Here is a 22,273-nt window from a genome sequence, read left to right on the forward strand (position 1 = left end):
GCGGCATCGGCCGATCGGCCGAGGGAGCGCGGGCCACTCGGCCAAGGTGCGGACGCGGCCCGATCCTCTAACGTCACGTTGTGACCGCCGCGCCCCCGCCGAAAACGCTGTACGCCCGCGCCGCCGCCCTGGTGCGGCGCATCGGCGTGCCTTCGGCCGTCCTGTACGCCGCGCTGCTCTTCGACGTCGTCTTCACGACGCAGGCGGCCCTCGACGATCACGGTCCCAAGTTCATCGACTTCGGGCTGCTGCCCGGCATGTTCGCGATGGTCGCCTGCGCGGTGTGGGCGCAGAAGCGCGCGGCGGTCGCCGGGGTGGCCGGCGGCGCGGTGCTGGTGTTCTCGACGCTGTGGATCTACGCGTTCCGCCTCCCGGCGTACTCCAGCGTGCTGCCGAAGATCACCATCACCGAGGTCGTGGCCGGGGTATTGATGGTCTACTACGTCACCCGGCGGGCGCGGGCGGGCGTGGCGTTCTGCGTGGTCAGCTTCCTGGTCGTCGGCGGCCTCGTCGCGCTCTTCGGCCGGTACCGGGGTATCAACGACATCGACAGCGGCACGGCGTCGCAGGGTCTGGTGTTCGGCCTGCTGCTGCTCGTCGGACCGGTCGTGCCCGCGATCACGCTGCGGGACCGCCGGCCGAACGCCGCCCCGCGGACGCGGAAGCTGCAGCGGGTGAACGAGCTGGCCATGGGGCAGTGGCCGCTGATCGGGCTGCTCGGGTTCGCGCTGCTGTTCGAGTTCGGCTACACGTACTCGAGCAACGCCCGCGGGTTCCCGATCCTCTTCTGCTCGCTCGCCGCGGCCCTCGTCGCGGTGCTGTCGCCGCGGCGGCCCGCGGACGCGCTGCTCGGCATCGGCGGGATCCTGCTGGTGTCCGCGGTCGTCACGCCGTTCCTGCACCTGCGCTACGACTACCCGATGCCGGGCGGGGTGCCGTTCGTGCAGGTCATCGCGGCGATGGGCGTGATCGTGAACCTGACTCGGGCCCGCGGCCTGAGCCAGTCGTGGCCGCGGATCGGCCTCCTCTCCGCCGTCGTCGCCCTCGCCGCGATCCTCAACTCGAACCAGCCCCGGGGCCTGCAGAGCGACCCCCAGGTCCTGTCGGTCCTGGCCTTCGCCGCGGCGCTGCTGCTCGGCATCTCGATCGCCACCGGCCTGATGCTGCGGTCGCGGGACTCCGAGCGCACCACGGTCGTCAAGTCGGCGGTGGCCGACGCGCAGACCGCCGAGCGGATGGCGCTGGCCCGCGAGCTGCACGACGTCGTCGCCCACCACGTCACCGGGATCGTCGTGCAGGCCCAGGCCGCGCGGATGATGGCCGAAAAGGACCCGCAGGTGGCCGTCGAGGCGATGGGCCGGATCGAGAACGCGGGCGTCGAGGCCCTCGCGGCGATGCGGCGGCTGGTCCGCTCGATGCGCGGCGACGCGCCCGCCGGGTCGAGCGAGTTCAGCGAGCAGGCCACCACCGACCTGGGCGCCGACCTGCGGAAGCTGGTCGAGAGCGCCAACCACGGCGTGCCGACGTCGATGCACCTCGACCTGCCGCCGGACCTGCCGCACGAGGTCGGCCGCTCGGCTCTGCGGCTGGTCCAGGAGTCGCTGACGAACGTCGGCAAGCACGCCTCGGACGCGACGGACGCGTTCGTCCTCGCCGAGGTGAGCGGCGCCGAGCTGCACTTGCGGGTGACGGACAACGGCCACGAGACGGCGCGGCGGCCGGCCGGCGGATCGGGCGGATACGGTCTGGTCGGCATGCGCGAGCGCGTCGCGCTGCTCAAGGGACGGCTGTCGGCCGGGCGCGGCCCGGACGGTGGCTGGCGGGTCGAAGCGTGGCTGCCGCTGGCCGCCGGAGAAGACACGGAAGGGGACGAGTGATCCGGGTACTGATCGCCGACGACCAGGAGATGGTGCGGATGGGCTTCCGCATGATCCTGGACGCCCAGGACGACATCGAGGTCGTCGCCGACGTCGCGGACGGCGTCTCGGCGGTGTCGAAGGCCCGCGAGCTGCGCCCGGACGTCTGCCTGCTCGACATCCGCATGCCGGGCCTCGACGGGCTCGAGGTCACCCGGCAGCTGGCCGGCCCGGACGTGGCCGACCCGCTGAAGGTGGTCGTGGTCACGACGTTCGACCTCGACGAGTACGTGCACACGGCGCTGCGCAACGGCGCCCACGGCTTCTTGCTCAAGGACGCCGGCCCGGCGCTGCTGATCGAAGCGGTCCGCGCGGCCGACCGCGGGGACGCGCTGGTCTCGCCGCAGATCACCATCCGCCTGCTCAAGCACTTCGACGGCGGCTCGGCCCGTTCGCAGGCGGCACCGCCGTCGGAGCCGCTGACCGCGCGGGAGATGGACGTCGTCAAGGCGGCGGCGCGCGGGCTGACGAACACCGAGATCGGCGCGGAGCTGTTCCTCTCGCTGTCCACGGTGAAGACGCACCTGGCGTCGGTGCAGGGCAAGATCGGCGCGCGCAACCGCGTGGAGATCGCGGCGTGGGCGTGGCGGAGTGGAGTCGTCTCGTAATCGAGGGTGCGTAGTATCCAGAGATGCAACGCCGTTTCCACGCCCCTGTCGTTCTCCCCGCCGACGCGTCCTGTTCGCTCCTGCGTGACGCGGTCGTCGATGTGGACGCCGACGGGCGCATCTCCTACTGCGGACCGGCGGCCACCGCCCCCGAGTCCGCCGCACCGGTCACCACCCTGACCGGCATCCTGCTCCCCGGCCTGGTCAACACGCACGCGCACAGCCCGATGACGCTGCTGCGCGGCATGGGCGGCGACCTGCCGCTGCTGCCCTGGCTCAACGAGATCATCTGGCCCGCCGAAGCGAAGCTGCGGCCCGAAGACGTCCGCACCGGCATGCTGCTGGGCTCGGTCGAAATGCTGCGCCACGGCGTCACGACCAGCGCCGAGATGTACTTCGAAGGCGAGCAGCTGGTCGACGCGGTCCTCACGACGGGCGGCCGCGTGCTGGTCGCTCCGCCGGTGATGGAGCTGCCGGGCCTCGACTGGCGCGCGCAGCTGGCGGCGATCGAGCGCTGGATCGACACGGACGGCCTGCGCTTCGGCCACGGCGACCGCATCGAGCTGGGCTACGGCCCGCACTCGGCGTACATGCTCTCCTCGGAGGGGCTGCGCGCGACGGCGGAGTCGGCGGCCGCGCGCGGTGCGCTGGTGCAGATCCACGTCGCCGAGGCGGCCGCGGAAGACACGGCGGTCCGCGCCTCGCACGGTTCGGTCCCCGCGCTGCTCCGTGAGCTGGGCATGCTCGACGGCCGGGTGCTCGCCGCGCACGCGATCCACCTCTCGGACTCCGACATCGCGCTGTTCGCGGCGCACGGCGTCGGCATGGCGCACTGCCCGGGTTCGAACGCGAAGCTGGCTTCGGGCATCGCGCGGATCGCGGACCTGCGCGCGGCCGGGGTCGCGGTGGGTCTGGGCACGGACGGCCCGGCGTCGAACGACGACATCGACCTGTGGGAAGAGCTCCAGCTCTCGGCGATGTTCGCCCGCTTGGCGACGGGCGACTCGACGGTGCTGACCGCGGCCGACGTTTTCCTGCTGGCGACCCGCGGCGGGGCCGCGGCGCTGGGCCGGGACGACATCGGCGCGCTCGAGCCGGGCCGCTGGGCCGACCTGGTGCACATCGACCTCGACGACCCGGCGTTCGCGTGCGGCGTGGACGTGCCGGACGTGCAGCTGCTGTCGAACCTCGTGTGGGCGGCGGGGTCGCGGCGGGTCCGGGACGTGTGGGTCGCGGGCGAGCAGGTCGTCGCCGACGGCGAGTCGCTGAAGGTCGATCGGGCGAAGGTCCAGGCCGGGGTGGCCGAGACCGCCGCCCGGCTGCGGGCCTAGTTCGGCCGCAGGATCAGCTCGGTCAGGTGGGCGTCCGGGGTGGCGGACACCGCCGTCACCACCGCGGTCGCCACCGAGTCCGCCTTCAGCAGGTGCGAAGTGTCGTAGTCGCGGCCTTCGCCCTTGAAGATCTCCTGCTGCATCTCGGTGTCCGTGCGGCCGGGGTAGACCGACGTCACGCGAATCTCCGGCTCTTCCTCGCGCAGGGCGTCGGCGAAGGCGCGGACGGCGAACTTGCTCGCCGCGTACGGCGACCAGCCCGGACGCGCGTTGCGGCCCGCGCCGGAGTTGATCACCACCACGTGGCCGTGGGCCGCGCGCAACGCCGGCAGCAGGAGACGGGTCAGCTCGACCACGGCCAGGGTGTTGACCTCGAAGTTGTCGCGCCACGCCTGAGCCGGCGCCTCCTCGACACGGCCGAGGTGGGCGACCCCCGCCGAGTGGACCAGGACGTCCAGCGACGGGATGTCCGCGACCGCCGAGGCGAGCGAGTCCGCGTTGGTCAGCTCGACGGGCCACGGCTTCGCGCCGGGAAGCTCCTTCGCCAGCGCCTCGAGGGCGGCCGCGTCCCGGCCGCCGAGAAGGACGCGGTGGGTCGGGGCCAGCTGGTGGGCGACCGCCTTGCCGATGCCGCGGGAAGCGCCGGTCACGAGGGCGAGGGGAAGATCCGTCATGTCCCCACCGTAACTACGCGAAGCCCACGTCGACCGTCCGGTCGTCCCGCTTGTCCGGGCCGAGCTGCCGGGAATCCGCGCAGCCCGTCGCCGGATCCGCGTCGGAGTCCTTGGTGTCGTCTCCGGCGTCCTTCAGCGTCGGGTGCTTGCCGTCCGCCGTGAAGCACACCTGGTAGCTGCCGTCCTCGAGACCGTCGAAGCCGTACGCGCCGTCCGGGCCCGTCACCACGCTCGCGATCTCCTTGTCGCCGCTCTTCAGCACGGCCTTCACGCCGGCCAGGCCCGGCTCGCCCGCGTCCTGCAGGCCGTTGCCGTTGGTGTCCGACCAGGCGAAGTCGCCGATGCGGTTCGTCGGCGTGACCAGGCCGAGGTCGACCGCGAAGTCCTCGTGCGACGGGGCGCCGACCGTGCGCGGCGCGGTGCAGCCGTCCGGCCCCGCGTCCGAATCGCGGTCGTCGGGAGCCGCGTCCTTGCTGGTCACCGCGTAGCCCGAGGGCACCGCGAAGCAGACCTGGTACGTGCCGTCCTTCAGCTTCTCGAAGCCGTACTTGCCCTTGTCGTCCGTCGTCGTGGTGGCGACCGTGCCGCCCGCGCCGTCCTTCAGCGTCACCTTCACGCCCGCGACGCCGGGCTCGTCCGGGTCCTGGATCCCGTCGCGGTTGCGGTCCGCCCAGGCGAAGTCGCCGATCTTGGCGATCGCCGGCGGCGGTAGGACGGTGATCGTCGCCGACGCCGTCTTGTCGCCCAGCGTGCCGCCCGGGTACTGGACGCCGGTCACCTTCGCCGTGTTGACGTGCCCGGTGTCGGCCACCGTCAGGTTCGGGTGGTCGCAGGTCAGCGCCTTGTTCGCGCCCGCCGCGAGGGCGAACGGCGCGAACGTCCCGGTGCACCACGGGTCCAGCACGGTGATCCCGGAGAGGTCCTGCGTGCCCTCGTTCGCCACGGTGACGCGGTAGTGGGCGGTCTCGCCCGCGGTGACCGTCGCGAACGGGCCCCACGCGCCGGTCGCCGGGTTCTGCACTTCCTTCTTCACGGAGTACGCCGCGAGCTGCAGGCCGACGCAGTCCCAGCGCAGCCGCTCGGCGCTCGTCGTCGCGAAGAACTTCACCGACGCGGCCTTCGCCGGGGCCGTCACCGGCGGGAACTCCTGCTTCGCCAGGTGGCCGTCGGCGGCGTCGTGGTCGGCGACCAGCTTGGTCTCCTGGACCTGGGCGCCGGTCACGTCGTAGAAGCGCAGGCCGGTCGCCGGTCCGGCGGCGGGCACGTACGAGCCGGTCGACACGCTCAGCGTGTAGACGCCGCCGGGCACGAACTTCTCGGTCGAAGTCGCGGTGCTGGCCTTGCCGTCCGGCGTCTGGATCACCGCGGACCGCTGCCCGTCGACGGCGAACGCCTGCTCGGTCAGCAGCCGCGGCACCTTGGCGGACGGAGTACCGGGCGGCACGGGCGCGGCCGGCGTGAAGACGTAGGCGTCCGGAGCGCCGTTGCGGGCGGTCTCCTCGACGCTCGGGTTGGCCGCGATCCCGCCGCACGCCGACGGCGCGCCCGCGGCGGCCGCGGGTACGACCGTCCCCGAGAGCGCCACCACCGCCACTGCCACCACGCGAGCCGAACGGACCATGCCTCGACTATGGCGCGGGGCCGGGGCCCGCACCGGGCGAGAACCGTCCACTTAAGAGTGAATCTCGGCCGGTGCGGGCCCCGCGCGTCAGCGTTCGCCGATGCGGCCGGGCAGGCCGAAGCGGCCCTTCTTCCACACCGAGACGATCGACGGCCGCGGCTGGGCGGTGCCGCCGTCGGGCCAGTGCGACGTCGGGTTCGCCGAGCTCGCCGCGTTTTCGCCCGGGTGCTGGACCGCGACGAGCACGAGGTGGTCCGTCACGACCGGGCCGCAGGTCTCGGCGCCGACCGGCACCGAGAGGAACTGCTTGACGTGCCCGCGCTCCGGGCCGGTGACCGGCACCGAGAACAGGCCGTCGTTCGCGCCGAGGGCGTTGCCGTCGGTGGCGATCCACAGGTTGCCGTGCCGGTCGAAGGCCACGTTGTCCGGGCACGAGATCGGGCTGACCTGGCCCTTGTCGAAGCCGCCGAAGTACGTGTCGGCCGCGGCCGGGTCACCGCAGACGAGCAGCAGCCGCCAGGAGAAGCGCGTCGACGCCGCGTCGCCGCGGTTCTCCTCCCACTCCAGGATGTGGCCGTTCTTGTTGCCGTTGCGCGGGTTCACCTCGTCGACGCCGGCCTTGCCCGCCGCGCCGCGGTCGGTGTTGTTGGTCAGCGCCGCGTAGATCCGGCCGTTGACCGGGTTCGGCTCGATGTCCTCCGGCCGGTCCATCTTCGTCGCGGCGACCTTGTCGGCGGCCTGGCGCGTGAAGACGTAGACCTCCTCGGCGGTGAATCCGTCCACAAAGGACTTTTCGCCGCTGGCGAGCGGGATCCACTCGCCGGTGCCGTCGAACTCGTGGTCCGCCGGGAGCTTGCCGGTGCCGTCGATCTCGCCGGGGCTGTCGCCGGTGAAGCGGGCGACGTACAGCGTGCCCTCGTCGAGCAGCGCCGAGTTGTGCCGCCGCGCGTGCGCGCTGTTGCCGGGCTTGTACTTGCCCTTCGAAACGAACTTGTAGATGTACTCGAACCGGCTGTCGTCGCCGGAGTAGACGGCGACCCGGCCGTCGGCGGTGATCTTGACGTTGGCGGCCTCGTGCTTGAACCGGCCGAGCGCGGTGTGCTTGACCGGCGTCGAGTCCGGGTCGTTCGGGTCGATCTCGACGACCCAGCCGAAGCGGTTCGGCTCGTTCGGCTCCTGCGAGACGTCCCAGCGCTTGTCGAAGCGCTCCCACTTGCGGGTGCTCGTCCCGGCGCCGACGGAGTAGCGCTTGAGCCGCGCGGCGGCGACCGGGTCGGTGACCTTGTCGGAGTTGGCGAAGTACTGGTCGAAGTTCTCCTCGCCGGACAGCACCGTGCCCCACGGCGTCACACCGCCGGAGCAGTTGTTCTGCGTGCCGCGGACCTTGCGCCCGCTCGGGTCGGCCGACGTCTTCAGGTACTTCGAGCCCGCGGCCGGGCCGCGGACCTCGAAGACCGTGTCGAGCGTGATCCGGCGGCCGTACCGGCTCGGGACGACCGCGAGGCCGCCGTGCACCGGGTCGCGGCGGGTCAGCAGCACCGACAGGCCGTGCGCCGCCCAGGCGATCTTGACCTGCTCCTCGGTCGGGTTCGCCGGGTCGTACTGGTCGGCCGGGAACATGTGGACCTCGGTCGTGTACTCGTGGTTGACCACGAGCAGGTTGCTCAGCCCCAGCGGGTCCTGCGGGATCAGGCCGACGAAGTCGTTGTTGTAGCCGAACTGCTTGGCCTGCGCGGCCGCCGTCTGCTTGGTGAAGTCGAACTTCGGGGCGCCGGCGACGACCGGGTCGCCCCAGCGGACGACGACGCGCTGGTCGTAGGCCGCGGGGATGCTGACCTGGTCGAGCTTGTTCGGCGGGACCGGTTCGAAGTCGGTGCCGGGCACGGGCCGCGGCGGCTTCGAAGCGGGCCCGGCGGGCGAGGCCGCCGCCGTGCCGGACAGGGCGGCGAACCCGCCCGCGGCGGCGGCCATCACGGCACCGGCCTTGAACACCCGGCGGCGCGAGATGTCCTTGACGACGTCGCCGAAGTACTCGTTGCCGGATTCGTTGGCCTCGGGGTGGGCGCACGCGTTGCCGCAGCGGTACTCGCAGGTGATCGGGGATCGGCCGCCAGGGTGGGCGGGGAACAGCGGGAGCAGGCGGTCGAGCACAACGCCTCCAGGGTGGGAGTTCGGGAACGAACCGAACCTAAGCTCCCAAAACCAGCCAATCCAGACATTCAGGTGAACACCTGGTGTACTGGCGTTCCGGTCAGAACTCCTCGCCGACGAGCGCGGCTTCCTGCGGCACCGCGTGCGGGTCGGCCTGGCGCTCCCGCAGCGAGAGCAGCGCACCCGCGACGACGCACAGCACGGCCGAGGCGATGAACGGCGCCTGCGGCGAGCCGAACCACTCGGCGACGTGCCCGACGAGCGTCGCGGCGACGGCGCCCCCGAGCCAGCGGCAGAAGTTGTAGCCCGCGCTGGCGACAGGGCGCGGCGCGTCGCTGATCGACATCGCGGTGCCGGTGAACAGCGTGTTCAGCAGGCCGGACACGAGCCCCGAGACGATGATCCCGGCGACCAGGACCGGCTTGCTCGGCACGGCGAGCACCAGCATCAGCACGGCGTAGCCGAAGACGGCGGCCGCGGCGGCGTGCCGCTCACCGAGCCTGGCGGCCAGCCGCGGCGCGAGGGCGACCCCGGCGACGGCGACGCACAGGCCCCAGCCGCAGAAGACCAGCCCGACGGCGATGGCGCTCCAGCCGAGGACGAACGGCGACCAGGCCAGCACCGCGAAGAACGCGGCCGTGTACAGCGCCGACGCGACCGAGGTGCGCAGCAGACCGGGGTGCTTCAGCGCGCGCAGCGGGTCGAGCAGCTTGATCGGGGCGCGCTGCTCACCCTTGTCGCTCTTGAGGAAGACCGCGCACAGCACGAGCGCGCCGGCCATCAGGATCGCGGTGCCGAGGAACGGACCGCGCCACGAGATGCTGCCGAGCAGCGCGCCGAGCAGCGGACCGACCGACAGGCCGACCCCGAGGGCGGCCTCGTAGAGCAGGATCGCGCCGGACTGGCCGCCGGTCGCGGCGCCGACGATCACCGAAAGCGCGGTCGCGATGAAGAACGCGTTGCCGAGCCCCCAGACCGCGCGCAGGCCGACGAGCTGCTCGATCGAGCCGGCGGCCGAACACAGCGCGGTGGCCGCGACGATCAGCGTCAGCCCGACCAGGACGGTCTTCTTCGGGCCGAACTTGGCGCTCGCCGCGCCGGTGACCAGCATCGCGATGACCTGGACGCCGAGGTAGGACGAGAAGAGCAGCGTGACCTGCGACGGCGTCGCGTCCAGACCCTTGGCGATGGACAGCAGGATCGGGTCGACCAGCCCGATCCCCATGAAGGCGATGACCGCGGCGAACGCGGTGATCCACACCTGCTTGGGCTGGCCCTTGACGGCGTCCAGCAGGCTCGAGTGGTGTTCAGCGCTCATCGCTGATCAGTTCCTCCTTCTTGGTGTCGACAAGCAACTTGGCGAGGGCCGGGAGAGCGGCTTCGATCGCGGCGCGGTCGGTGTCGTCCATGGCGATGAGCCGCTCGCGGAGGAACTCCTCCCGGGCGGCCACCGTCTCGGCGTAGAAGCGGCGACCCTCGTCGGTGACGTCCACGAGCACCGCCCGCCGGTCGGCGGGGTCCGGCGTGCGGGTGGCGAGGCCGAGGCGCTCGAGGCGGCTGACGACGTCGGTCATCGACGGCAGCTTGACCTGCTCGAACTCGGCCAGCGCGCTCATCCGCCGCGGCCCGCCGTTGACCAGCTCGCTCAGCACCGAGCCCTGCGTGAGGGTCAGCGACAGCTGCGGCGTCTGCCGGCGCACCTGGTGGTACAGCCGGAAGACCAGCGGCCGCAGCCGGTGGGCGAGGTCGGCGATCGGGGAAGTCACTTAGCTATGCTAACAAAAATTAGTAAGGGTGGCTAAGTAAGTCGGCTCACAGGCTAGGCTCGGGGGATGGAAGCGGTGATCTTCGACCTCGACGGCGTCTTGGTGGACTCGGAGCGCATCTGGGACGAGGTGCGCCGGGCGGTGGTGGCCGAGCACGGCGGCACGTGGCTCCCCGAGGCGACGCGGGCGCAGCAGGGGATGAGCACGCCGGAGTGGGCCCGCTACCTGGTGGAGGAACTGGGCGCGCGGCTGTCGCCACCGGAGATCGCGACCTTGGTGGTCAAGCGGATGGCGGCGCGATACGCGGCCGAGCCGCCGTTGATCCCCGGAGCGGTCGAGGTCGTGCGGCAGGTGTCGGCGCGGTGGCCGGTGGCGATCGCGAGTTCGTCGCCGGTGATCTTGATCAAGGGCTTCTTGGACGTGACGGGTTTGCCGGTGGGAGCGGCGGTGTCGTCGGAGCAGGTGGGGGCCGGGAAGCCGGCGCCGGACGTGTACCTGCGGGCGGCCGAGCTGCTGGGTGTTTCGCCGGGCGATTGCGCCGCTGTGGAGGACACGACGAACGGGCTGCGGTCGGCTTTGGCGGCCGGGATGGCGGTGTATGCGGTGCCCAACCCGCACTTCCCGCCGGATCCCGAGGTGTTGAAGCAGGCCACGGCGGTGGTGGAGAAGATCACCGACCTGCCGGGCGCCCTCGGGCTCAGCTGACCTCGAAGCGCACCGGCGGCGAGCCGGCGGCCACATCGGCCACGAACACTTGGTAGGTGTTCCCCAGCCTGCCAACCCACCGGCCTTGGCTCAGGTCGCCCTTCGCGTCGTAGAGCCGCAGGAGATCCGTCGTGGAGCCGAGCAGGTAGACCGCCTTGTCCGGCGGCAGCGGCCCGAAGTTTTCGCCGATGTACCCGGCCAAGAGGACCTTCCCGTCCGCCGAAACGAAGGGAACGCACCGCGGCGAAGGGCCGAACTGCGGGCTGCTGCTGCTGAACGGCAAGTCCGCGGGCATCGCGGCCACGCAGAACAGCAGGCCGGGTTCGCCCCGCCGGATCGTCGTGAAAGCCCAGGCTCGCCAGCGGTCGGTCTGGCCGGCGAACTCCGTGAGGGCCACCGGCGTACCCGTCATGACCAGCTCCGCCATGGGTTCGTACACCGGCGTCGCCAGCTTCAGCGCTTGCCCCGGGTTCGCCGGCGGAGCCGAAGCCGTGTTCAGCTGCGTGGCCAGGAGCACGCTGGTCAGCACCACCAGGACCGCCGCCAGTGGCGCGATCACCACCGTCAACCGGCGGCGCCGGGGTCGGTGCTGCCTCCTCTGCTGCTCCGCCCACGCCGCGTCGAGGTTGGGCGTGACCTCCTCCGCCTGCCCGCGCAGTGCTTCGGCCAGCTTGCGTTCCAGGTCGGTCATCGCTCACCTCCCGGCTCTTCCCCCAGGTGCTTGCGCAGGTTCTCCATCGCGTGGTGGGTCGTCGCCTTGACCGTTCCCGGGGAAATACCCAGGGTCTCCGCGATGCCCGCCGTACTGAGGTCCAGCCAATAGCGAAGCACCAGCACCTCGCGTTGGCGACGGGACAATTTCCCCAGCACCGTCCGCAACCGCTCGTGCTCCCAGTTGGCCACCGCCCGGACCTCGGCCGACAGTTCGTCCGGCGGCCGGTCCTGCGGGGTCCGCCGGACGACGCGCAGGTGCCGCGTGCGCGACCGGGACATGTTCACCACGGTCGTGCGGAGGTAGCCGGCCACCCGCGTGTGGTCGGACAGGGTGTCCCAGCGCTGGTGGAGCTTGACGAAGGCCTCCTGGGCGACGTTCTCCGCGTCGTCCGCGCCGAGCAGGTGGGCGAGCCGCGTCATCTGGGCGAAGTACTCCCGGAACAGGTCGTGGAACGTCGGCGCGCCCAGGTCCCCCGGCGCGCTCTCGCCCACGCTCGCACTCACGCCCCGCCAACGCGCACCCCGCCCCACCGGTTTAGTGCACCACGCGAAGAAGGCCGCCACCAGCGGTGACGGCCTTCGACGGGGGTCTGCTCTACCGCTCGACTTCGCCGCGGATGAACTTCTCGACGGCGTCGCGGGCGGTCGCGTCGTCGTACTGCTCCGGCGGCGACTTCATGAAGTAGGACGACGCCGACAGGATCGGGCCGCCGATGCCGCGGTCGAGCGCGATCTTCGCGGCGCGCACGGCGTCGATGATGATGCCCGCCGAGTTCGGCGAGTCCCACACCTCGAGCTTGTACTCCAGGTTCAGCGGCACGTCGCCGAACGCGCGGCCCTCGAGCCGGACGTAGGCCCACTTGCGGTCGTCGAGCCACTGCACGTAGTCCGACGGTCCGATGTGGACGTTGCCCTTGCCGAGCTCGCGGTCGACCTGCGACGTCACCGACTGGGTCTTCGAGATCTTCTTCGACTCGAGCCGCTCGAGCTCCTTCATGTTCAGGAAGTCCATGTTCCCGCCCACGTTGAGCTGCATCGTCCGGTCGAGCTGGACGCCGCGGTCCTCGAACAGCTTGGCCAGCACGCGGTGCGTGATGGTGGCGCCGACCTGGGACTTGATGTCGTCGCCGACGATCGGGACGCCCGCGTCGGTGAACTTCTGCGCCCACTCGGGGTCGGAGGCGATGAACACGGGCAGCGCGTTGACGAACGCCACGCCGGCGTCGATCGCGGCCTGGGCGTAGAACTTGTCGGCCACCTCGGAGCCCACCGGCAGGTACGACACGAGCACGTCGGCCTGCGCCTCGCGCAGCGCGGCGACGATGTCGACCGGGGTCTCGTCGGACTCCTCGATCGTCTCGCGGTAGAAGCGGCCGAGCCCGTCGTGGGTGTGGCCGCGCTGGACGGTGACGCCGAGCGGCGGCACGTCGGCGATCTTGATCGTGTTGTTCTCGGAGGCGAAGATCGCCTCGGACAGGTCGCGGCTGACCTTCTTGGCGTCCACGTCGAACGCGGCGACGAACTCGATGTCGCGGACGTGGTACCCGCCGAAGTCGACGTGCATCAGACCGGGGACGCGGGTGGCCGGGTCCGCGTCGCGGTAGTACTGGACTCCCTGGACCAGCGACGCCGCGCAGTTGCCGACGCCCACGATGGCCACCCGTACGCGGCGGTTCTCGCCCATGGGGGTTTCTCCTTCAATCCGTGTCTGTTCAGTAGGTCTGGTGCCGCGACGCTGCGGCCCGCGCCGGTCGGCTCAGGTCTCCGGACCCTGCCGTTCGGCTTGTTCGTGCGCGATCAGCTCGTTGAGCCAGCGCACCTCCCGCTCGCTGGTCTCCAGCCCCAGCCGGTGCAGCTCGCGGGTGTAGCGATCGATCTTCTCCTCGGCCCTGGCCAGTGCCGCCCGCATGCCCTCACGGCGTTCTTCGACGCGGCGGCGGCGCCCCTCGAGGATCCGCATCCGCACGTCGGCCGGGGTCCGCGAGAAGAAGGCCAGGTGGACGCCGAAACCCTCGTCGTCCCAGGTCTGCGGCCCGGCGTCGCCGAGCAGCTCGCCGAAGCGCTCCTTGCCCTCCGCGGTGAGCTTGTAGACCCGCCGCCCGCGCCGCGACCACGCCCGGTCGTCGGCCTCGTCCAGCTCTTCGACCAGGTACCCGGCCCGCAGCAGCTTCCGCAGGGTCGGGTACAGCGAGCCGTACGAGAACGTCCGGAACGTGCCGAGCGTCTCGTGCAGCCGCTTGCGCAGCACGTACCCGTGCATGGGCGCTTCGTGCAGAAGACCGAGGATCGCGAACTCCAGCACACCGCACCCCCTTTCGGGAACAAACCGAGACGTCGGGCGTTGCTCCGAACGATCGCCTCGATCCAACCTACTCAGCCACTATATCGCGCCGATACATCGAAGTGGCGAAGCTAACGAGGCCGCTCACTGCGCGGTGGGCGAAATTGACCGGAGAGTTATCGAACGTCCGGCGTGTCCCCGTCGGCTCCGCCACAGGTCGCGCTAGGGGGCGTGGACGACACAGGAAGAGCCCGTACTCTGTCCTGGTGATTAACCAGCGGCAGGTCGTGGACTACGCGCTGCAGCGCCGTGCGCTGCTGGCCGAAGTCCGCTCCGGGCGCGTCGGCAGCTACGAAGCCTGCGACGCGAGCCCGTACCTGCTGCGGGCGGCGAAGTTCCACGGCCGGGCCGGTGACCAGCCCTGCCCGATCTGCCGCCAGGAACCGTTGACCCTGGTGTCCTGGGTCTACGGTGACGAACTCAAGCACGTCGCGGGCTCGGCGAGGACCCCCGAAGAGCTGGCCGGAATGGCCGGCCGGTTCGCCGAGTTCACCGTGTACGACGTCGAAGTGTGCCGGGCGTGCCACTGGAACCACCTGGTCCGGTCGTACGTCCTCGGTACGGGGGAACCGGCCGACGGTCCACGAAGGACCGCAGGCCGGTGAGCTGGATCACAACCGCTGAAGAGCGCAGAACGGCGCACTACCGGGCGCCGGTCTGGGAGGCCCATTCGTGAACGACGACCGCAACCGCTCCTGGCCCGGCCAGGAGCCAGATGCACCTCGCCGTGCCCAGTCAGGCCCGTGGCCGGGGGAAGACCCCGGACCGGCGTGGCCCGGTGAAGAGGCCCCCCGCCGACCCCAGCGCGGGACGCCGCCCCGGGGCAACCCGCGTGGCGGCGGGTCGCCCGAGTGGCCCGCCGGCGACGAGGGCGGTCCCCAGTGGCCCGCCGGCGACGAGCCGCCGAGGCGGCCGCAGCGCCCGCGTCAGCAGGGCCAGCAGGGCATGCCGCCCCGGCGCGCGGTCCCGCCGCCCGGGCAGCGCCCGCAGCAGGGTCCGCCCGGGTCGCCGCCGCAGGGCTTCCGCCAGCCCGGCAACCGGCCGGTGCCGCCTCCGGGGCGCGAGCCGGACCTGATCACCCACCACGCGCACAACGGCACCGACGACCTCGGCCGCGACCCGTACGACGACGGCTACGACGACGCCGCCTTCAACGAGTTCGCCGACGACGTCGAGCCCCAGGACGAGCTCGACGAAAAGGGCAAGAAGGTCCTCACGCCGGCGCAGCGCAAGAAGCGCCGGTGGAAGATCATCCGGCGGGTGGCGTACGCCTTCGTCGGGCTGTTCTTCGTCGTCCCCGCGATCGCGTTCGTCATCACGTACTTCCTGGTCGACGTGCCGACGCCGGAGAGCATCAAGTCGCTGCAGAACCAGCCGATCACCTACTACGACGCCAGCGGCCAGGTGATGGGCCGGGAGCTGCCGCCGGGCGGCGACCGCCAGCTGCTCAAGCCGGGCGAGGTGCCCGAGGTCGTCAAGCACGCGGTGTACTCGGCGGAGGACGCGACGTTCGAGACCAACTCGGGCTTCGACGTCACCGGCATCCTGCGCGCGGTCTGGAACCAGGTCTCCGGCGGCCAGGGCGGTGGTTCGACCATCTCCCAGCAGTACATCAAGCAGGCGACGCAGAACGACGCCCCGACGCTGACCCGCAAGTGGACCGAGCTGGCCAAGTCGTTCAAGATGAACAACCAGCAGTCCAAGGAAGAGATCATCACTTCCTACCTGAACATCGTCTACTTCGGCCGCGGCGCGAACGGCATCCAGGCGGCCGCGAAGGCGTACTTCAACAAGGACGCCAAGGACCTCAACGCGTCCGAAGCCTCGCTCCTGGCCGGCCTGATCCAGGGCCCCGGCCGCTCGGAGAACCAGGCGTACGCCCAGAAGCGCTGGGCGTACGTGATGGACCAGATGGTCGCCAACAAGTGGCTGCGCGCGGACGAGCGGGCGACCTTCCAGTACCCGACGCCGATCGCGAAGAACGCCAACAAGGACCAGAACACGGGCAAGCTCACCTACCAGGTCCAGCAGCGGATCAAGGACGAGCTCGCGACGCGCGGTTACGACGAGAACAAGCTGTTCTCCAGCGGCGCCAAGATCTTCACCACGATCGACCCGGCGGCCCAGGACGCCGCGGAGAAGGCCGCGGCCGACGGCATGAAGGGCCAGACCGACGAGAACCTGCTGAACGCGCTCGTCGCCGTCGACCCGAAGACCGGCGGGGTGCTCGCCTACTACGGCGGGCCGGAGCTGGTGAAGGACGCCAACGGCAAGGACCAGATCGGCCAGGACCGCGCCAACCAGGCGAGAAACCCCGGTTCGTCGGTGAAGGCGTTCGACCTCACGGCGTTCCTCAAGATGGGCAAGGGCCTCGGCGAGGTGTTCGACGGCTCGAACAACCGGGTGCTCGGCGGCCGCACGGTCCGGAACGCGGGTGACAGCGCCAGCTGCGGCAAGGACTGCACCGTCGCCAAGGCGATGGAGATCTCGGCGAACACCGTGTTCTACGACATGGTCCTGAACGTGACGAAGCCGTCGCGGGTCGCGGAAGCGGCCAAGGAAGCCGGGGTCAAGGTCGCCCCGAACGGCAAGAGCGTCCTCTACACCGACGACAACAACATCTCGCTCGGTGGTGGTGGCACGGCCGTGACGCCGGAGGACATGGCGGCCGCGTACGCGTCGTTCGCCAGCGGTGGCACCTACCACGAGCAGCACTTCGTCGCGAAGCTGACGAACGCCCAGGACGAGGTGGAGTTCGACCAGAACAACATCAAGACCAACCCGGCGTTCGACGACGACGCGTCGAAGAGCCAGCAGATCGCGGGCAACGTCACCCAGGCGCTGATCCCCGTCATCGATCACTCCCACCTGAAGTGCCCCAGCGGCCACGAGTGCGCCGGCAAGACCGGTACGCAGCAGTACACGCCGAAGGACGGCGACCCGAAGGCGTACGCCGACCGCAACGCGCAGACGTGGATGGTGGGCTACACCCCGTCGGTGTCGGCCGCGGTCTGGGTCGGCGGCGACGGCAACAAGCCGCTGCACGACCCGAACAACAAGCCGATCTTCGGTGCCACGATCGCCGGTCCGACGTGGCAGAACTTCATGAACCTCTACCTCAAGGGCAAACAGGGGGAGAAGTTCGACAAGGTCGCGCCGATCGGCAAGGACGTCAACGACGTGACGACGACGCAGTCGAAGCCGCCGGACACGCCGACCACGACGACCCCGCCGAGCACCACGGAGACGCCGCCCAGCACGGAGCCGTCGAACACCGACACGTCCACGCCGACGCGGACCCGGACCCGCCCCGGGCCGCCGATCACGACCCCCAATCCCGGCGACGGCAACACCTTCGGTGGTGGTGGCGGGATCGCCTCGCCACCGGGCTCCGGGCCCGGCTAGCGACGTCCTACTTCAGGGCCCTCCGCGCGTTCGCGGAGGGCCCTGAAGCGTTTCAGGTCGCTCGTTCCGGGAACCCCGCCGAGGTACGCGCGTCCTTTCGTAGAGGGGGCGGCGACCGATGCTGCCCGCGCACACTGGAGGACTGCCCCGTGCCCGACGATCGATCCCGCTCCTGGCCCGGCCAGGGACCCGATCCGCGCCGTCGCGCACCCCAGGGTCCGCCGCCCGGCCAGGGTCCGCGCCGCCCGCAGCAGCCGTGGCAGCAGCAGCCGCCCCAGCAGCCGCCGCGGACACCGCCGCGCGGGTACCGGCCCGAGCCGCCGCCGATGAGCGGCGGCCCCGAGCTGATGACGCACCACGCGTACGAGGAGCCGGACACCCCCGACGTCGAGTCCGACGCCGACGGCAAGCCGGTCCTCACCCCGGAACAGCGGAAGAAGCGGCGCTGGAAGATCATCCGGCGCGTGGCCTACGCGTTCGTCGCGGTGTTCTTCGTGCTCCCGGCGATCGCGTTCGTCATCACGTACTTCCTGGTCGACGTGCCGTCGCCGACCGAGGTGGCGCAGAGCCAGAGCCAGGCGGTGACCTACCTCTTCGCCGACGGCTCGCCGATGGGCAAGGACGTCCCGCGCGGCGGCAACCGCGTGCTGCTGACGCCGGAGCAGATCCCCGACGTCATGAAGCACGCGGCGATCGCGACCGAGGACGCGTCGTTCGAGACGAACTCCGGCTTCGACATCACCGGCCTGCTGCGCGCGGCCTACAACCAGGCCACCGGCGGCACGGGCGGTGGCTCGACGATCTCGCAGCAGTACATCAAGAAGGCCACCGACAACGACGCGCCCACGCTGACGCGCAAGTGGACCGAGCTGGCCAAGTCCTTCAAGATGAACCAGACGTACGAGAAGAAGGACATCATCACCGCGTACCTGAACATCATCTACTTCGGGCGCGGGGCGTACGGGGTCGGCGCGGCGTCGCAGGCCTTCTTCCACAAGGACGCCAAGGACCTGACCTTCTCGGAAGCCGCGTTGCTGGCCGGGCTGATCCAGCAGCCGGGCCGCTCGGAGAACCCCAAGGTCGCGCAAGACCGCTGGAACACCGCGCTCGACCGGATGGTGAAGAACAACTACATCACCGCGGCCGACCGCGCGGCGGCGAAGTTCCCGACGCCGATCCCGCTCGAAGACAGCAAGCAGCAGGCCGGCGCGCCACCCGCGTTCGTCGTCCAGCAGGTGAAGGACGAGCTGGCCGCGCACGACATCCCGGAGGACCGCTACTACTCCGGCGGCTTCGTCGTCCAGACGACGATCGACCCGAAGGCGCAGCAGGCCGCGGAGCAGGCCGCCACCGAGGCGCTCCAGAACCAGGTCGACGACAACCTGCTCGACGCGCTCGTCGCCGTCGACCCGAAGACCGGCGGCGTGCTCGCCTACTACGGCGGCAAGCCGGTCATCCAGGTCAACGGGCAGGACCAGGCCGGGCGCGACTGGGCGAACACACCGCAGAACCCGGGTTCGTCGATGAAGCCGTTCGACCTCACGGCGTTCCTCAAGATGGGCAAGGGCCTCGACGCGACGTTCGACGGCTCCAACAACCGCACCTTCGACGGCCGTGTCGTGCGCAACGCCGGCCCGGGCAGCAGCTGCTCGCAGGAGTGCACCGTCGCCGAGGCGATGAAGCGGTCCGCGAACACGGTCTTCTACGACATGGTCCTCAACCAGACCCACCAGCAGCCGGTCAAGGACGCGGCGCGCGAAGCCGGCGTGAAGACCAAGAACGACGACGGCGGCCAGTCGATCATCTCGACCAAGGACAACAACATCTCCCTCGGCGGCGGCGAAACCCAGATCACGCCGCTGGACATGGCCGCGGCGTACGCGACGTTCGCGGCCAACGGCCAGCAGCGCCCCCGCCACTTCGTGCTGAAGGTGAGCAACGGGCAGAACGAGGTCGCCTACGAGGCGCCGACCGACGCCAAGGCCGCGTTCGACAGCGACTCCGACAAGAGCCGCCAGATCGCCGGGAACGTCACCGAGGCGCTGAAGCCGGTGATCGACTTCTCGCACCTGAAGTGCCCGGCCGGCCACGAGTGCGCCGGCAAGACCGGGACCCAGCAGCACACGAAGACCGCGGGTGAGCCGGCGTGGGCGGCGAACGCGAACTCGCAGACGTGGATGGTGGGGTACACGCCGTCGGTCTCGGTGGCGGCCTGGGTCGGCGGCGACGGCAACAAGCCGCTGCACGGCAAGAACAACTCGCCGATCTACGGCTCGACCATCGCCGGCCCGATGTGGGAGAAGTTCCTCTCGCTGTACCTGGCCGGCAAGCCGGGCGAGCGGTTCGACAAGGTCGACCGCATCGGCGGCGAAGTCCCGCCGCCGCCGTCGTCGGACGTGGCCACGACCACCGACGCGACCCCGACGGACGAGAACCAGAACAACGGCGGCGACAACAACGGCAACGGCAACGGCAACAACGACGGCAACCAGGGCGGCAACCACGGCAACCAGTCGTCGTCGCAGCCGAGCACGCCGAAGCACACGAAGTCGTCGACCTCTTCGAAGGAGACACCGACGAACTCCGGCGCGCCGGGCAACTAGCCGGCTGAACCACGGTGGGCCGCGGTCCGTGTCCTTTCCGAGAGGACTGCGTCCGCAGCCCACCGTGGAGGACGGCCCGTGAACCACGACCGCACGTCACCCGGCCGGCAGCAGGCCCCGCGCCGACGTACCCGGCGGCCCGCACCGCGATCCGGCCTGCTGGGCGACGAGCCCGAGCTGATCACCCACCACGCGCACAACGGCACCGAGCCGGACGAGCCGCCGACCGTGCCGATCCTGCGCCAGCGCCCCGGTCAGCCACCGCGCCGGCCGCGGCCGCTCACCGGCCAGGACCTGCGGCGACGGCGCTGGCGGCGGGTCCGGCGGATCACCTACGTCGTCGCCGGGCTGTCGTTCGCCGTGCCCGCGATCGCGTTCCTGATCACCTACCTCGCCGTCGACGTCCCTTCGCCGGAGACGGTCGCGCAGGCGCAGGGGCAGGCCGTGACCTACCTCTACAACGACGGCACCGAGATGGGCAAGGACGTCCCGACCGGCGGCAACCGGCAGATCCTGGCGGCCAACCAGATCCCGGACGTCGTGAAGAAGGCCGTGATCGCGACCGAGGACGCGTCCTTCGAGACCAACTCCGGCTTCGACGTCGGCGGCATCCTGCGCGCGGCGTACAACCAGGTCACCGGCGGGTCCGGCGGCGGGTCGACGATTTCGCAGCAGTACATCAAGAACTCGTCCGGTGACGACGACCCGACCCTGTCCCGCAAGTGGGTCGAGCTCGCGAAGTCGTTCAAGATGAACCAGACCTACGAGAAGGCGGACATCATCACCGCCTACCTCAACATCATCTACTTCGGCCGCGGCGCCTACGGGATCCAGGCCGCCGCGCAGGCCTACTTCGGCAAGGACGTCGGGCAGCTCGACTACTCGCAGGCCGCGCTGCTGGCGGGCCTGATCCAGCAGCCGGGCCGGTCCGAGAACACCGCCGTCGCGACGGGCCGGTGGAACACCGCGCTGGACCGGATGCTGAAGAACGGCTACCTGACGCCGGCCCAGCGCGCCTCGGCGAAGTTCCCGGCGCCGATCCCGCTGCGGGAGAGCCGGGAAGCGGGCGCGCTGAACCCGTTCATCAAGGCCAAGGTCAAGGCCGAGCTGGCCGCGCAGGGCATCGACGAGAAGCAGTACTACTCGGGCGGGTTCCAGGTGTTCACGACCATCGACCCGGTGGCCCAGCAGTCGGCCGAGAAGGCCGTCGCCGAGGGGATGGCCGACCAGACCGACAACCGGATCCTGAACGCGCTCGTCGCGGTCGACCCGAAGTCCGGCGGCGTGCTCGCCTACTACGGCGGCGACGCGATCGTGAAGGGCCCGAACGGCGAGGACCTGGCCGGGCGCGACTGGGCGGACGAGCCGCACAACCCCGGTTCGTCGATGAAGCCGTTCGACCTGGCCGCGTTCCTCAAGCTCGGCCGAGGCCTCGACGCGCGCTTCGACGGCACGTCACCGCGGACGTTCCCCGGCGTCGACCTGCCGATCCGCAACGCGGGCGACAGCAGCAGCTGCTCGCAGCAGTGCACGGTCGCCGAAGCCATGCAGCGGTCCACGAACACCGTCTTCTACGACATGGTCCTGAACGTGACGAAACCGTCCGGGGTGGCGGAAGCGGCGCAGGAAGCCGGGATCCGGACGGACGGCAACGGCGGCCGCAGCAAGCTGTTCACCGGCGACAACAACATCTCCATCGGCGGCGGCGGCACCCAGGTGACGGCGGCCGACATGGCGTCGGGGTACGCGACCTTCGCCGCGGGCGGCGTCCAGCGCGACCGGCACTTCGTGCAGAAGGTGACCAACGCGAACGGCGAAACCGCTTACGAGGCCAAGGATCGCTCGACCGACGCGTTCGCGGACAACGACCCGCAGAAGAGCGCGCAGATCGCCGGGAACGTGACGGCGGCGCTCGCCCCGGTGATCCAGTTCTCCAAGCTCAGCTGCCCGGCCGGCCACGAGTGCGCCGGCAAAACCGGGACGCAGCAACACACCCCGCAGAACGACGAACCCGCGTCGGCGGCGAACGCCAACTCCCAGACGTGGATGGTGGGCTACACGCCTTCGGTGTCCGCGGCGGTCTGGGTGGGCAGCGACGGCGACAAGGCGTTGCGCGGCCCGAACGGCGCCCCGCTGTTCGGCTCGACCCTCGCGGGCCCGATCTGGGACCGGTTCATGCAGCTGTACCTGTCGGGCCGGCCGGGGGAGCGCTTCGACCGCGTGGCGGCGATCAGCTCGCCGCAGGACCGGGTGCAGGTCCAGCTGCAGCAGCCGGAGCAGCAGGACCAGAACCAGCAGGACCAGGACCAGCAGAACCAGCGGCAGCAACCCGGGAACGGGAACCGGCAGCAGGCCGATCAGCTCGAGCAGTTCCGCCAGTTCCAGCAACGGCTCCAGCAGCTGCAGGACCAGCAACGCGGCCGAAGGAGGCCGTGACG

The 22,273-nt window shown here is 70.8% G+C and carries 17 protein-coding genes; 8 read left to right on the top strand and 9 right to left on the bottom strand.

The window, feature by feature from the left end; translation table 11 throughout:
- Positions 1-80 precede the first annotated feature (80 nt).
- From ACIRSS_RS21185 to ACIRSS_RS21195, 3 genes are read left to right on the top strand one after another with little or no spacing between them, the layout of a single operon-like run.
- Complete coding sequence (locus tag ACIRSS_RS21185) at positions 81-1,877, top strand: sensor histidine kinase (protein WP_400897207.1); 1,797 nt, start codon at positions 81-83, stop codon at positions 1,875-1,877.
- A complete protein-coding gene (locus ACIRSS_RS21190; protein WP_400897209.1) occupies positions 1,874-2,524 on the top strand; it encodes a response regulator in 651 nt (216 codons plus the stop codon). Before ACIRSS_RS21185 ends, ACIRSS_RS21190 begins: the two co-directional genes overlap by 4 nt.
- A gap of 23 nt (positions 2,525-2,547) precedes the next feature.
- A complete protein-coding gene (locus ACIRSS_RS21195; protein WP_400897211.1) occupies positions 2,548-3,855 on the top strand; it encodes an amidohydrolase family protein in 1,308 nt (435 codons plus the stop codon).
- Here ACIRSS_RS21195 and ACIRSS_RS21200 read toward each other — a convergent pair.
- The 5 genes from ACIRSS_RS21200 to ACIRSS_RS21220 form a co-directional block, all read right to left on the bottom strand.
- Positions 3,852-4,529, bottom strand: a complete 678-nt coding sequence (locus ACIRSS_RS21200; RefSeq protein WP_400897213.1) for an SDR family oxidoreductase — start codon at positions 4,527-4,529, stop codon at positions 3,852-3,854. The two genes, ACIRSS_RS21195 and ACIRSS_RS21200, sit on opposite strands and share 4 nt — an antisense overlap.
- 13 nt (positions 4,530-4,542) lie before the next feature.
- Positions 4,543-6,150 (bottom strand): SdrD B-like domain-containing protein, encoded by a 1,608-nt coding sequence (locus tag ACIRSS_RS21205; RefSeq protein WP_400897215.1) that lies wholly within the window; start codon positions 6,148-6,150, stop codon positions 4,543-4,545.
- An 87-nt stretch (positions 6,151-6,237) separates the two neighbouring features.
- Positions 6,238-8,301 (bottom strand): PhoX family protein, encoded by a 2,064-nt coding sequence (locus ACIRSS_RS21210; protein WP_400897217.1) that lies wholly within the window; start codon positions 8,299-8,301, stop codon positions 6,238-6,240.
- Between the two features lie 100 nt (positions 8,302-8,401).
- Positions 8,402-9,619 carry an MFS transporter gene (locus ACIRSS_RS21215; RefSeq protein ID WP_400897219.1) on the bottom strand — a complete coding sequence of 406 codons (1,218 nt, stop codon included), beginning with the start codon at positions 9,617-9,619 and terminating at the stop codon, positions 8,402-8,404.
- Complete coding sequence (locus ACIRSS_RS21220; RefSeq protein ID WP_400897221.1) at positions 9,609-10,067, bottom strand: MarR family winged helix-turn-helix transcriptional regulator; 459 nt, start codon at positions 10,065-10,067, stop codon at positions 9,609-9,611. Before ACIRSS_RS21220 ends, ACIRSS_RS21215 begins: the two co-directional genes overlap by 11 nt.
- Before the next feature lie 66 nt (positions 10,068-10,133).
- Here ACIRSS_RS21220 and ACIRSS_RS21225 point away from each other — a divergent pair, with 66 nt between their 5' ends.
- Positions 10,134-10,772, top strand: coding sequence for an HAD family hydrolase (locus ACIRSS_RS21225; protein WP_400897223.1), 639 nt, complete (start codon positions 10,134-10,136; stop codon positions 10,770-10,772).
- Here ACIRSS_RS21225 and ACIRSS_RS21230 read toward each other — a convergent pair.
- The 4 genes from ACIRSS_RS21230 to ACIRSS_RS21245 all read right to left on the bottom strand — a co-directional run bounded on the left by ACIRSS_RS21230 (position 10,765) and on the right by ACIRSS_RS21245 (position 13,788).
- On the bottom strand, positions 10,765-11,463 hold the full coding sequence (locus ACIRSS_RS21230) for a hypothetical protein (protein ID WP_400897225.1): 699 nt from the start codon (positions 11,461-11,463) through the stop codon (positions 10,765-10,767). The genes ACIRSS_RS21225 and ACIRSS_RS21230 overlap by 8 nt on opposite strands.
- Complete coding sequence (locus ACIRSS_RS21235) at positions 11,460-11,990, bottom strand: RNA polymerase sigma factor (protein ID WP_400897227.1); 531 nt, start codon at positions 11,988-11,990, stop codon at positions 11,460-11,462. Before ACIRSS_RS21235 ends, ACIRSS_RS21230 begins: the two co-directional genes overlap by 4 nt.
- Positions 11,991-12,081: 91 nt before the next feature.
- Positions 12,082-13,170, bottom strand: coding sequence for an inositol-3-phosphate synthase (locus ACIRSS_RS21240; RefSeq protein WP_400897229.1), 1,089 nt, complete (start codon positions 13,168-13,170; stop codon positions 12,082-12,084).
- 72 nt (positions 13,171-13,242) lie between these two features.
- Positions 13,243-13,788: a PadR family transcriptional regulator gene (locus tag ACIRSS_RS21245; protein ID WP_086679623.1), complete on the bottom strand. Its 546-nt coding sequence runs from the start codon at positions 13,786-13,788 to the stop codon at positions 13,243-13,245.
- Positions 13,789-14,033: 245 nt separating this feature from the next.
- On the opposite strand from ACIRSS_RS21245, the gene ACIRSS_RS21250 reads away from it, so the two are divergent.
- The 4 genes from ACIRSS_RS21250 to ACIRSS_RS21265 all read left to right on the top strand — a co-directional run bounded on the left by ACIRSS_RS21250 (position 14,034) and on the right by ACIRSS_RS21265 (position 22,271).
- The gene (locus ACIRSS_RS21250) at positions 14,034-14,432 is read left to right on the top strand and encodes a DUF5318 domain-containing protein (protein ID WP_400897231.1); all 399 of its coding nucleotides are present in this window, start codon (positions 14,034-14,036) and stop codon (positions 14,430-14,432) included.
- Positions 14,433-14,772: 340 nt separating this feature from the next.
- Complete coding sequence (locus ACIRSS_RS21255; RefSeq protein ID WP_400897233.1) at positions 14,773-17,232, top strand: transglycosylase domain-containing protein; 2,460 nt, start codon at positions 14,773-14,775, stop codon at positions 17,230-17,232.
- A 149-nt stretch (positions 17,233-17,381) separates the two neighbouring features.
- Positions 17,382-19,835 carry a transglycosylase domain-containing protein gene (locus ACIRSS_RS21260; protein WP_400897235.1) on the top strand — a complete coding sequence of 818 codons (2,454 nt, stop codon included), beginning with the start codon at positions 17,382-17,384 and terminating at the stop codon, positions 19,833-19,835.
- Between the two features lie 78 nt (positions 19,836-19,913).
- Positions 19,914-22,271, top strand: a complete 2,358-nt coding sequence (locus tag ACIRSS_RS21265; protein WP_400897237.1) for a transglycosylase domain-containing protein — start codon at positions 19,914-19,916, stop codon at positions 22,269-22,271.
- Positions 22,272-22,273 lie beyond the last annotated feature (2 nt).

The organism is Amycolatopsis sp. NPDC101161, assembly GCF_044768185.1.
In the GTDB taxonomy this organism is placed as follows: domain Bacteria; phylum Actinomycetota; class Actinomycetes; order Mycobacteriales; family Pseudonocardiaceae; genus Amycolatopsis.

Coding starts and splice junctions, on each gene's coding strand:
- ACIRSS_RS21195 (WP_400897211.1), top strand. CDS start 2,548: ATGCAACGCCGTTTCCACGCCCCTGTCGTTCTCCCCGCCGACGCGTCC.
- ACIRSS_RS21225 (WP_400897223.1), top strand. CDS start 10,134: ATGGAAGCGGTGATCTTCGACCTCGACGGCGTCTTGGTGGACTCGGAG.
- ACIRSS_RS21215 (WP_400897219.1), bottom strand. CDS start 9,619: ATGAGCGCTGAACACCACTCGAGCCTGCTGGACGCCGTCAAGGGCCAG.
- ACIRSS_RS21230 (WP_400897225.1), bottom strand. CDS start 11,463: ATGACCGACCTGGAACGCAAGCTGGCCGAAGCACTGCGCGGGCAGGCG.
- ACIRSS_RS21205 (WP_400897215.1), bottom strand. CDS start 6,150: ATGGTCCGTTCGGCTCGCGTGGTGGCAGTGGCGGTGGTGGCGCTCTCG.
- ACIRSS_RS21255 (WP_400897233.1), top strand. CDS start 14,773: ATGCCGCCCCGGCGCGCGGTCCCGCCGCCCGGGCAGCGCCCGCAGCAG.
- ACIRSS_RS21240 (WP_400897229.1), bottom strand. CDS start 13,170: ATGGGCGAGAACCGCCGCGTACGGGTGGCCATCGTGGGCGTCGGCAAC.
- ACIRSS_RS21200 (WP_400897213.1), bottom strand. CDS start 4,529: ATGACGGATCTTCCCCTCGCCCTCGTGACCGGCGCTTCCCGCGGCATC.